At 70.8% G+C, this 12,055-nt stretch carries 7 protein-coding genes; 6 read left to right on the top strand and 1 reads right to left on the bottom strand.

The window, feature by feature from the left end; genetic code table 11:
- The 5 genes from VFV19_01995 to VFV19_01975 form a co-directional block, all read left to right on the top strand.
- Window positions 1-2,016: phosphate acyltransferase (locus VFV19_01995; protein HEX4823062.1), on the top strand; the 2,016-nt coding region annotated here is incomplete at its 5' end.
- Between the two features lie 94 nt (window positions 2,017-2,110).
- The gene (locus tag VFV19_01990; GenBank protein HEX4823061.1) at window positions 2,111-2,503 is read left to right on the top strand and encodes a hypothetical protein; all 393 of its coding nucleotides are present in this window, start codon (window positions 2,111-2,113) and stop codon (window positions 2,501-2,503) included.
- Window positions 2,504-2,736: 233 nt separating this feature from the next.
- Window positions 2,737-4,287, top strand: coding sequence for a glycosyltransferase (locus tag VFV19_01985; GenBank protein ID HEX4823060.1), 1,551 nt, complete (start codon window positions 2,737-2,739; stop codon window positions 4,285-4,287).
- Between the two features lie 7 nt (window positions 4,288-4,294).
- Window positions 4,295-5,965, top strand: coding sequence for a polysaccharide deacetylase family protein (locus VFV19_01980; GenBank protein ID HEX4823059.1), 1,671 nt, complete (start codon window positions 4,295-4,297; stop codon window positions 5,963-5,965).
- On the top strand, window positions 5,962-10,068 hold the full coding sequence (locus tag VFV19_01975; GenBank protein HEX4823058.1) for a tetratricopeptide repeat protein: 4,107 nt from the start codon (window positions 5,962-5,964) through the stop codon (window positions 10,066-10,068). The genes VFV19_01980 and VFV19_01975 overlap by 4 nt, the downstream gene beginning before the upstream one ends.
- On the opposite strand, the gene VFV19_01970 is transcribed toward VFV19_01975, so the two are convergent.
- Complete coding sequence (locus VFV19_01970) at window positions 10,056-11,063, bottom strand: glycosyl hydrolase family 18 protein (protein HEX4823057.1); 1,008 nt, start codon at window positions 11,061-11,063, stop codon at window positions 10,056-10,058. The genes VFV19_01975 and VFV19_01970 overlap by 13 nt on opposite strands.
- A gap of 32 nt (window positions 11,064-11,095) precedes the next feature.
- Here VFV19_01970 and VFV19_01965 point away from each other — a divergent pair, with 32 nt between their 5' ends.
- Window positions 11,096-11,959, top strand: coding sequence for an SAM-dependent methyltransferase (locus tag VFV19_01965; GenBank protein HEX4823056.1), 864 nt, complete (start codon window positions 11,096-11,098; stop codon window positions 11,957-11,959).
- Window positions 11,960-12,055: the final 96 nt, after the last annotated feature.

The raw sequence follows: 12,055 nt of genomic DNA, 5'->3' as shown, positions 1-12,055 counted from the left end.
AAGAGACTGGCCGACATCGACGTCTTCGATCTCGAGCTCGATGCAGAGGAGCCCGACCGCTTCATCGAAGCCGTCGCCACCTTCGAGCCTACGTTTGCGGCCATCAATCTCGAGGACATCAAAGCGCCCGAGTGCTTCTACATCGAAGAGAAGCTCAAGCAGCGGATGAAAATTCCGGTGTTCCACGACGACCAGCACGGCACGGCGATCATCTCCGGCGCCGCGCTGCTGAACGCGCTCGAGCTCGTGGGCAAGCGGATCGACGAGGTCAAGGTCGTGTTCAGCGGCGCCGGAGCGGCCGGCATCGCCTGCGCCAAGTTCTACCTCGCGCTCGGCGTGCGGAAGGAGAACTTGACGCTCGTCGACACGAAGGGAGTCGTCTATCGCGGCCGTCGCGAAGGGATGAACCCGTACAAGGAGTTCTTCGCGATCGACACCGACCGCCGCACGCTGGCGGACGCCATGCAAGGGGCCGACGTCTTCGCCGGGGTCTCCGTCGCGGGAACGGTCACGCAGGCGATGGTGCGTGCGATGGCGCACGACCCGATCGTGCTCGCGATGGCGAACCCCGACCCCGAAATCGCCCACGAGGACGCTCTCGCCGCGCGGCCGGACGTCGTCATGGCGACCGGCCGCTCGGACTATCCGAATCAGGTCAACAACGTCCTCGGCTTCCCGTTCATCTTCCGCGGCGCCCTGGACGTCATGGCGACGGCGATCAACGACCCGATGAAGCTCGCCGCGGCCCACGCCCTCGCCGCGCTCGCCAAGGCAGACGTGCCCGACAGCGTCATCAAGGCCTACGGCGGCGCACCGATCCGTTTCGGCCGCGACTACCTGATTCCCAAGCCTCTCGACCCGCGGGTGCTGCTGTGGCTGGCGCCGGCGGTCGCGAAGGCGGCGATGGAGAGCGGCGTCGCGCGCAAGCCGATCGCCGATCTCGTCGCGTACCGCGACGCCCTCGAGAGCCGCCTCTCCCACGGCAAGGAGATCATGCGGCGGGTCATCCACAAAGCGCAGCGCGCGCCGCGGCGGATCGTCTTCCCCGAAGGGGCGGAGATGAAGGTCCTGCGCGCGAGCCAGATCATCGTCGACGAGGGGATCGCGCGCCCGATCCTCCTCGGCAACGAGGGGACGATCCGCGAGGCGATCCGGTCGCTCGGCCTCGATCTCGAGGGAGTCGAGATCGTCGATCCGGTGCGCTCGCCGCGACGCGAGCACTACGTCGACGCCTACCACCGCCTGCGCCGGCGGAAAGGGATGACGCGCCGGGACGCCGAGCGCCAGATGCTCCGGATGATCAACTACGGGATGATGATGGTCGAGGCCGGGGACGCGGACGGCATCGTCGCCGGCCTGACGCAGAACTACCCGGCGACGATCCGGCCGGCGCTCCAGATCATCCGGCCGCTCCCCGGGATCAGCACGATCGCCGGCGTCTACATGCTCGTCCTCAAGAAGAACGTCCTCTTCATCACCGACGCCACCGTGAACATCGATCCGAGCGCCGAGGCCTTGGCGGACATCGCGATCCTCGCGGCGAAGAAGGTGCGGACGTTCGACATCACGCCGCGCGTCGCCATGCTCTCGTTCAGCAATTTCGGCAGCACGCGCCACCCGAAGGCGGAGAAGATGGCGCGGGCCGCCGAGATCGTGAAGCAGAGGGCGCCCGAGCTCATCGTCGACGGCGAGGTCATGGCCGATACCGCCGTCTCGCCCGAGATCATCGAGGCGCTCTACCCGTTCAGCACGCTCAAGGAGGGCGCGAACGTCCTCGTGTGCCCGAATCTCGAGGCCGCCAACATCGCCTGCCGTCTCCTCGGCAAGCTCGGCGCCGCCGAAGTGTACGGGCCTCTGCTCGTCGGCATGCGCAAGCCGGTGTACGTCATGATCCCGTCGAACGAGGTCGCCGACATCGTCAACATGGCGGCGCTCGCGGTTCGCGACGCGAACGACCTAGAGAGCGAGACGCGGCCGCTCGACGTGTTCGACGTCGCGGCGATGACGGCGCGCTAGCGGTCGACGCGCGCGCAAGACGACCGGACCGGTCCGGTGACCTCCCGCTCCCGGCGCTAACGTTTCCTCGGGTCCGGGTTAGAAGGAGGTCCCCATGACGCGCGCGATCGGATTCGGTGCGGCGCTCCTGCTTCCTCTCCTCGCGATGGCCGACGGCGCCAGCACTAAGGCGCCGGCCTACTCCGTGAAGGACGAGGTCGTGGTCAGCGGCAAGGTGGTCGACGTGAAGACGATCCCCGACTGGATGGGGAAGGACGGCGTCAACCTGACGATCGAGGGAGAAAAGGACAAGGCGCCTCACGTCGACGTGGCGCCTGCACGGTTCCTCGCCATGCTCGACGTCGCACTCGCGGTCGGCGACCAGCTCGAGGTCAGAGGGTGCTGGAGCCAGAGCGCCGACGGCTCGCCGGTCTTCCTCGTCCACCAGATCAAGAAGCAGCGCACGACGCTCAACGTGAGAGGACCGGACGGCACACCGCTCTGGTGAGTGTTTCCGGGTTGTCGTGATTTCCGGCCAAGACTGCAACGAAAGTTAGGCGATCCGACACCGGCAGCGTCTCGCGTGACGTCGTAGACTTGTCGCACGCGCACCGCGGCACGCGAGGTTGGGGAGAGTCCGGTGATCGGTTGATGGGAGCACCGCACACAGACGCGGGCTCGACGGTCAGTGCGCCGCTTCCGGGCACGGAGCGACGGCGTGCGCCGCGAGCCGCGCATTCCATGCCGGTGTTCTTCAAGTCGTCCCTCCGGTTCCCGCGGGGCGCGGCAGGACGCGGTGCCGTCACCGATCTCGGATCTCAGGGCGCGAAGATCGTGACCGACCACGCGCTCGAGCACGGCGAATGGATCCGGATCGCGTGGAAGCCGACGCTTCGCGACCGGCAGTCGATGCCGGAGGCGCTGCGCGCGCGCGATGCCATCCAGGCCCGCGTCGTCAGAGAGATCGAGGGCGACACCACCGATCCCGCGCTGCCGTACGCCTACGGCGTCGAGCTGCCGGTCTCACGCCTCCGTCGCGCGCTCGCCTGGTTCGACCTCGTGCTCCCGTGGCTGGGCCTCATTCTCATCGTGGCCACCGCGGCCGACGTGGTCTGGCTGCGCGGGAACAACCTCTACTACTTCTGGTACCACCCGCTGGTCAATCTCTACGGGATCCTCATCTCGAGCTACATCCTCTCGCGCATCGCGCTCGCGTGCTTCTACCGGCCCCCGCGCGATCTCGGCTTGCGTCCGCCGATCACCGTCGCGCTCTCGTGCAAGAACGAGGAAGGCTCGATCGGCAAGACGCTCGACTGCATCTTCGCGAGCGATTACCCGCAGGACCGGCTCCAGGTCATCGCGGTCGACGACGGTTCGACCGACGGAACCTGGGACGCGCTCGTTCGCGCCCGGGAGCGGCACCCGTCCCTCGAGCTGATCCGCTTCGAGACGAACCTCGGCAAGCGGTTCGGGATGGCCGCGGCCGCCAGGCGCGCGACCGGCGACTTCGTCGTGTACGTCGACTCCGACAGCTTCGTCCGTCGCGACGCGCTCGCCCGCATCGTTCAGGGCTTCGCCGATCCGGAGGTGGCCGCGGTCTGCGGGCACGGCAAGGTCGCGAACGCCGGCGTCAACTTCCTCACGAAGATGCAGGAGGTGCGCTACTACGTGGCGTTCCGGATCGTGAAATCCGCGGAGTCGCTCTTCTCGACGGTGACGTGCTGCTCGGGCTGCCTCGCGGCTTACCGACGCACGCGCCTTCTCGAGGTTCTGGACGTCTGGCTGGCGCAGTCGTTCCTCGGCCGCCCGGCGACCTTCGGCGACGACCGGAGCCTCACGAACTTCATGCTGCGCCGCTGGCGCGTCATCTACGACAGCACCGCGGTCTGCTCCACGATCGTGCCCGAACGGCTCGGACAGTTCTTCCGGCAGCAGCTCCGCTGGAAGAAGTCCTGGATTCGCGAGAGCCTCCTCGCGTCGCTGTTTCTGTGGAAGCGGCATCCGCTCGCCGCGTTCTTCTTCTACCTCGGCGTCGTCTTCCCGTTGGTCTCGCCGGCGGTCGTCTTCGTGGCTCTCGTTCTGCCGCTCGCCGGGCTCGGCCAGTTTTCGTACCTCTACATCTATGGAACGACCCTGATGGCCCTCCTCTACGGCTTGGTCTACCTCGTGCGCCACAAGACGAGCCTCTGGTTCTACGGACTCGCGTTCAGCATCTTCTACATGCTCGTGCTCGTCTGGCAGACCTACTACGCGCTCGTGACCGTGAGGCGGAACCATTGGGGGACCCGCTAGGCCGGCCGTGAGCTCGACCGAGATCCTGCGGTCCCGGACCTTCGCGCGCGATCGCCGCACCTGGATCGCGACGATCGCGATCGCGCTCGTCCTCTGGGCTTCGGTCGACGCGTGGCTCAATCGCCGGATCCGTCTCGTCGTTCGCACGCCCGCCCCGCCGGAGTCCGACGGACGCTTCGTCGTCCTCGCCTTCGACCGGATCGTGGCGATGCCCGACGGACGGAACCTCGACCGGCTCCGCCTCCGGGACGAGCTACGCGGGCTCGCCGCCGCCGGCTGGCAGCCCGTGACGCTCGCAGAATTGTCGGCGGCGTACCGGGGCGAGAGCAGGCTCCCCGCGCGCGCGCTCCTCGTGACGTTCGACCAGGGCTACCTCGGGACCTACGAGGCGGCCGATCCCGTGCTGAGAGAGCTGCGGTGGCCCGCCGTCATGTTCCTCGAGACCGGCCGCCCAGAGGCGCGCGACGTGTCGTTCCTCTTCTGGGATCGCCTGCGCCGCATGGAGCAGAGCGGACTCTGGGAGATCGCCTCGGGCGATCCCGCACCGGCGGAGACGAAAGGGAAGCCCGGGCGCTTTCCACCCGGCGCCGCGTTGATCTCCGAGCGGCTCGACACTCCGCCGGCGCCGTTCTGGGCGCCGCGCGGGACCGAGCCGCGGGTCGCCCTGGGACTCGGCGACGGGAGCACTCCTGCCGGGTGGATCGGCTTCCTCGATGACGCGATCGGGGCGAACGATCCGGCGTCCGACCCGCTCCGCATCGCGCGGCTGCGCGTCGATCCGCGTTGGACGACCGAGGCGCTCCTCGCGCGTGCCTCCTCGGCGATCGCCGAGGCCCCGCAGCGTGTGGAGTCGGTCGTCCTCGCCGGGCGGCCGCGCGCCGAGGCATGGCTTCCCGCCGCGCGGTGGGCCGACGATTGGCAGCTCGACGCCACCTTCGACCGCGTCCGCGGTGAGTTCTGGATCGTCCAGAGGGGAGCGCTCCCCGGGCACGAATGGCGTGTCGGGACCACCGACGACGGGGTCTACATCGAGGCGCGCGTCCCGGGCCGGCCGCCCGAGGTCCTCGCCCGTGGCCCCGCGCGCGGCGGGACCCACCGCGTCAGCGTCGTCAAGCGCGGGGGAGGCGTGCTCGTGACCTGGGACGGCCGTCCGCTGGCCGCGACGCCGGTCACGCTTCCCGAGCGGGGACGAGGGCCCGTGGGCCTCGTCGCCTACGCGCGGGACGGCGAGGCGGTCGCGAACGCGCGCGCCGTCTCCCTGACCCGATTCCCGTACCTGCCGCAGCTCGCGCCGGCATCGCCATCCGCCGGCGACGTGCTCCGCTGGACGGTTGACGCGCGATCGATCGGCGGCCTGTCGCCCCCTTGGGCCCGGGTCGAGGGCGCGGCGGTCCGGGAGACCGGCTTCGACCGGGATCTCTTCCGGATGGTCGGACGACGGTACGCGTGGGACGTCCTCCCCACGGTCGAGGTCGGGGGCAACGCGCCGCCGGCCGGCGAGGCCGCCGACTTCATGAAGGCGCTGCCCGGGCGGATTCGTCGCGAGGGGTGGGCGGGGGTCCGCGTCGATCTCCGGGCGGTCGGTACGACCGCGCTCCCCCCGTGGCGCGAGGCGACACAGGAGCTCGGCGCCGCGCTGCGCCGCGACCACCTGCGTCTCGTCCAGGAGACGCCGTGAAGACGATCGCGGCGATCGTCGCGGCGCTGACGGTCGCGATCGCGCCGGCGCTCGCGCGATCGCCGGGCCAGGCATCGCTCGACGAGGGGGCGGCGCAGTACCGCCAGGGCCAGTTCAAGGCCGCACTGGAGAGCTTCCGCCGCGCGGTCGATCTCGACCCGTCGCTCACGAAGGCCTGGGAGAACCTCGGATGGGCCCACCACCGGCTCGGCGACGACGCCGAGGCGCTCCGCGTCTGGCAAAACGTGCTCAAGCTCGAGCCGGAGAACGTCGCCTCGTGGAACGCGGTCGGCGAGGTGCGCTTCGACCGTGAGGAGTTCGCCGCCGCCGCCGCCGCTTACGAGCGCAGCCTCGCGCTCCAGCCCGGCCAGACCGACGTCCAGCTCCGGCTCGGTCAGGCCGACGAGGCGCTGAAGCGGCTCGATGCGGCGGAAGCGCAATACGCGGCGATCTTGCAGTCGCATCCGGGGTTCACCAAGGCGACGATCCGTCTCGCCGACCTCGAGGAGGCGCGCGGCGATCTCGACGCGTCGGAGCGCACCCTTCGTGCCGGTCTGTCGCGGGGCAACGACACCGAAGGGCAGCTGACGCGGCGGCTCGCCCGAGTCCTCGGGCGCCGCGGCGACGCGGCCTTCGACGCCGCGCGATTCGCGGACGCGAAGGCCGACTACGCGGAAGCGGCGAGGCTCGACCCGTCGCGCACCGTCTACCAGGTCAACCTGGGCTGGGCGCAGCGGAAGGCGGGAGACGGAACCGCGGCCGTCGCCTCGTGGAAGGCGGCGCTCGCCGCCGGGGCCGGCGGCCGCTCCGACCTGTGGCGGGCGATCGGGGACGCCGAGCGGGACGCAGGACGCGCCGAAGCCGCGCGCGCGGCCTACCTCGAGGCCTCACGGGCCGACCCGGGCTCGCGCTCCGCTCTTTTCGCGCTGGCGAGCCTCTCTTTCGCCGACGGACGTACGCGGGACGGCGTCAAATCCCTTCACGCGATGCTGGCGACCGATGGCGCGACCGAGGACGACGCCGTACGCGCGGCGGAGCTGCTCATCCACCAGAACGCGGTCGCCCAGGCAGGATCGCTGTTCGACGCCTGGCCCACCGCGCGCGCGCGGCTCGCGGCGAGCGAGGGAGCCGCGGCTTACCGGACCGGCGACGACGCGGCGGCTGTCGCCGCGTACAAGCGGGCGCTCCAGGGCGATCCCAGGAACCGGGCGGCGCTCCGCGACTACGGCTGGACGCTCTGGCGCCAAGGCGATTGGGACGGCGTGCGGCGTCTCTGGTCGGATTACGCCGCGGCCTACCCTGACCTCTCCGAGCCGTACGAGCTCATGGGCCGTCTCGAGCTGCAGCACGGCGATCCCAAGGCCGCGGTGACTGCCGCGCAGGCGGCGCTCGCCCGCACCGACGACACGCGCGGGCCGAACGTCCTCCTGACCCGGGCTTGGCTCGCGGACGGCAAATACAAGACGGCGCGCGAGCTGGGCGCGAAGCTCGCGGCCGCCTCGCCGGACGACCTTGCCATGCAAACCCTTTACGCGGAGACCCTCTGGCGGAGCCTCGACTTCGCCGCGTCGAAGACGCAGTGGCGGAAGGTCATCGACATGGGCGGCGACACCCCGCGCGCGACCCACTACTGGCTCCGCTCGCTCTACGAGACCGGCGACGCCGACGCGGCGGTCGCGGCGGCGGAGGCCGCGGTCGCGGCCGGACGCGCGACCGAGCCGGTCATGCGCCTGCTCGCCGAAGATGCGCTCGTGCGCGGCGACACGGCGGCGACCGTCCGGTGGTACCGCGAGCTGACCGTGAAGTACCCGCAGCGGATCGCGTACTGGACCGCGCTCGCGGAGGCCGATCGTGCCCGCGAGGAGCGCCGCGAGGAGCTCGGCACGCTCGAGGCCGGGCTCTCCGCCCACCCCGACTCGCCGGAGCTTGCCCTCCTTCGCGCGGAGTCGGAGCTGGCCCTGGGCCGTCCCAAGCGCGCGCTCGGGCACTTCCGCGCTCTCGAGGGGCGTCTCGGCAGGAACCGCTCCGTCTTCGAAGGCCAGGTCGACGCGCTGCGGGGGCTCGGACGCTGGGACGAAGCGCTCGCGCTCGTGCGGAGCACGGGTCCGTCGTACCTCGACGCCGACGAGCAGGCGATCACCGAGGCCTCGATCCTGGAAGACCTCGGACGCCGGAGCGAGGCGGCGGTCCGGCGGAGCCACGTGACGGCGCCGCCCGCCGGCTCGGTCGTTCTTCCGATCCTGCTCTACCACGGCATCGCCGATCACCCGAGGACGCTCAACGTCCCCGTCGACCGGTTCGAGGCGGAGATGCGGGCGCTCCGCGACGCGGGTTTCCACACGATCACCGTGAGCCAGCTCGACGCGATGCTGGCAGGCCGGACGCCCTTTCCCGAGCGGCCGATCCTCGTCACGTTCGACGACGCCCGCGCCGACTCGATGCGGTGGGCCGATCCGGTCCTCGAGCGCCTGCACATGAACGCGACGATGTTCGTTCCCACCGTGCGGATCGCCGACGAGAGCGCCTTCAACACGGATTGGCCGACGCTGAGGCGCCTGGCCGCCTCCGGCCGATGGGATTTCCAGGCGCACGGCCATCTCGCCCACGATCCGATCGCGGTCGATGCCGAAGGCGGCATGGCGGAGTTCCTCGTCAACCGGGGGTGGCTCCCGGAAGCCGGCCGGCTCGAGACCCACGACGAGTACGTCGCCCGCGTGGAGACCGACTACGAATCGTGCCGCGCGCTGCTCGCCGCGAATCTCGGGAGCCCGGTCGTGGCGTACGCCTTCCCGTTCTCGGAGATGGGACAGCTCCACGGCGGCAACGATCCGCAGGCGCTCGGCGTCAACGAGGCCGCGTTCGCGAAGCGGTACCGGTACGGTTTCATCCAGTCCGGGACCGGCTACAACACGCTGACGCCGGGCGAGAGGGGCCCGCTCCTCCTGCGGAGGTTCTCGGTGCCGCGGACGTGGGATGCCGGCAGGCTCATGGCCCACCTTGCCGCCGCGGCTCCGGCGGAGCGTGCGCGCCTCGACGGCGCCGAAGCCGACATCGCCGACGCGCGTTACCGCAAAGCGGAGGCCGACCTGCGCCGGACGATCGAAGAGCGCCCCTTGACCTCCCCCGCGGCCGGCCCGGTCCTCGCGCGGGCGCTTCACGAGCAGGAGCGCGACCTCGAGGCGGAGCAGACTTACGCGCAGGTTCCCTCTGGGCCCGCGTGGGGAACGCCGGAGCCCCCGCAGCGGAAGCTCGCCGCCGACATCGCCTGGGAGGCCGGCTCGCGGACGGGGGCGACGGTGGAAGCCGTGTCGGATTCCGACCATCGCGACACCGTCGCTCTCTCGGCGACGGGGCGGTACGCGTTCGACGTCCCGGTCGCTCTCACGGGCACGGCTGGCGGAGTCGAGTTCCGGGACAAGACGTTCCCGAGCCTGTCCGGCGGACAGGCCTTGCTCGACGCCACCTGGAAGGGGAGCCTCTTCGGGGCCGGCGGCTGGCTGCGCGGGCGAGGCTTGAGCGACGGCATCCACACGCTCTCGGGGCAGGCGACGCTGCGGGCGACTGTCGACGGCCAGCGCTTTGGCGTGGCCTGCGGGGTGACCGACGTCGACACGGTGGGCGCCATCCGCGACGGGGTCCAGTCGCGAGGCTGCGACCTCGCGTACGACGCCATCGGCCGCATCTGGCGCGCCCGGGCTCGCCTCTCGTACGGGAGCCTGACCGACGGGAACTCGATCGTGTACGGCTGGGCCGACGCGACCGTCTCGCTCGCACGGGACCGCAGGATCTCCCTGGGAGGCCGCTTCGACGCCGGCGAGTCCCAGACGACGTCGCCGCTCTACTACGCCCCGTCGGGGCTCGTCACGCTCCTGGGCATCGCGCGCTACGGCCGGTCGTTTCCGTCCGGCGCGGGCCTCGAGGCCGAAGCCGGCCTCGGCCCCTCGCGCGACGACACCAGCTCCGTGCGCCTGGTCGGGGAGGCCCGTGTCGCGTGGACGCAGGATTGGGCCTCGCGGTGGCGTTCCGAGCTGACCGCCGAATACAGCGAGACCCCGAACTACCGCCGCGCGGCGCTCACGGCGTCGTTCGGCTATCGCTTCTGAGACGTCCGGCGCGCGACCCCGGCGACACGCGGAACCGCCTCGGGATCCTCGCTCCCGAGGGACCAAAGCACGACGCTTCCGATCCCCCGCGCCGCCAGCAACGACGCCTTCGCCTCGAGGCTGCGCGCGTCCTCGAAGTAGACGACGTGCCGGCCGTCCGGCCCCTCGTAGACGAGCCACGGCACGCGTGAGCTCCGCTCGCGGCGCAGGCGCGCACCGGTCGCGGCCCGCGTCGCGGCGACCTCCGCGAACGACTTCCATTCCGCGCGGCTCGGGCCCCAGTCCATCCCCGACACCTTGAGCACGGGGACGAGCTTGGCGACGGGACAGGACCCGAGCCCGTAGTCGATGACCTCTCCGATCCATGCGGGGCCCGCGATCGGACCCGGCTCGGTCGACGCGTTGTGCTCGTTGTAGAGCATGACCTGCACCCGATCGGCCGTCCGGCAGAGGCGCGGCCAGTCCATGGCCCCGGGCCCGCGCGCGCTCGTCTCCCCGCGCTTGGGCTGGACCGTGACGGACAGCGCCATCCCGTGGGCCTTGAGCGCCGACGCCAGATCTCCGGCGAAGGCGGAGAAGGCGTCCCGCTCCTCGGCGGGGAGGTTTTCGTAATCGACGTCGACGCCGTCGACGGCGAGGCTCTGCGCGAGGGCCGCGATCCCGGCGACATGACGCGCTCGCTCCGCAGGCTCCGCCAGGATCCGATGGACGATGTCGGCGTCCTTGAGCGCCGGCGGACCGTCGGACGCGACACGGTCGTTGACCACGGTCAGCCAGACCTTGGCCTTGGCGGCGTGGCCGCGGCGCACGGCGTCGGTCCACGTGGCAGGGTCGCCGTCGAGCACGGGGCGCCCCTCGCCGTCGAGACGGGCCGCGAAGAGGAAGACGTCGCCGACGGCCCCGCCGGCGCGGTCGAGGCTGGCGAGCCCCGCGTCGCGCTGCCACGGGACGACCCAGCCGCCCAGCCCCAGAAGTGCGGCAAGGATCAGCGGCATGACGTCGAGTCTAGCGCGGTAGACTCCGCCGGATGAGCAAGCCCGAAGATCCCCTTCGCAACGTCTCCGACACCGCGCTCTGGGTGGCGATCTACCGCGCGATGGAATCCGAGCGGCCGGATGCCCTCTTCCGCGACCCGTTCGCGCGCCTTCTCGGGGGAACCCGGGGGGAGGAGATCGTCAAGCTCCTTCCCAAGGGCCGCGCCTCCGCCTGGCCGATGATCGTGCGCACGGCGGTCATGGACGAGATCATCCTGAGCCTGATCGAGCGGGACGGGATCCGTACCGTGGTGAACCTGGCGGCCGGTCTCGACGTACGCCCGTTCCGCCTGCCGCTCCCGCCGTCCCTGCGGTGGCTGCACGTCGACCTGCCGCCGATGATCGACTACCTCCGCTCCGGAATCGGTCAGGCCAAGCCGATCTGCGAGGTCGAGTTCGTTCCAGCCGATCTTCGCTCCCCGGACGAGCGCGCGCGGGTGCTCGAGCGCGTCGCCGCGGGGCCACCGGCGCTCGCCGTCGCCGAGGGGCTGCTGATCTACCTCCCGCCACCACAAGTTGCGGACTTGGCGTCCGCGCTCGCCGCTACGCCCGGACTGCGCTGGTGGGTCATCGATCTCGCGGCTCCCAAGCTTCTCAAGATGCTCAACAAGCGATGGCAACCGCACCTCGCGGCCGCCGGCGCGCCGTTCGTCTTCGCGCCGCCGGAAGGCACCGCGTACTTCGCGCGCTACGGCTGGAAGGAAGCGTCGTTCAACTCGCTCTGGGACGAAGCCATCCGCCTCCATCGGACGCCGCGGGGAGCCTGGTTCTGGAACTTCATCGGGCCGCTGATCCCGCGCTCGAAGCGCGAGGAGTTCCGTCGAATGTCGGGAATGGTCCTGCTCGAGCGTGCATGACCTATACGCGGATGTGTCTGGGTCATGTATACCGACAATCCCGACGCCTATGCAAAGCGTCGGGTGCGCTCTCGGCCGGTTCGACCGGGTTCTCAT

This window comes from Candidatus Polarisedimenticolaceae bacterium, from assembly GCA_036275915.1.
Taxonomy (GTDB): domain Bacteria; phylum Acidobacteriota; class Polarisedimenticolia; order Polarisedimenticolales; family DASRJG01; genus DASRJG01.
The sequence above is the reverse complement of the archived record's forward strand: the minus strand, read 5'-3'. Positions and strand labels throughout refer to the sequence as shown.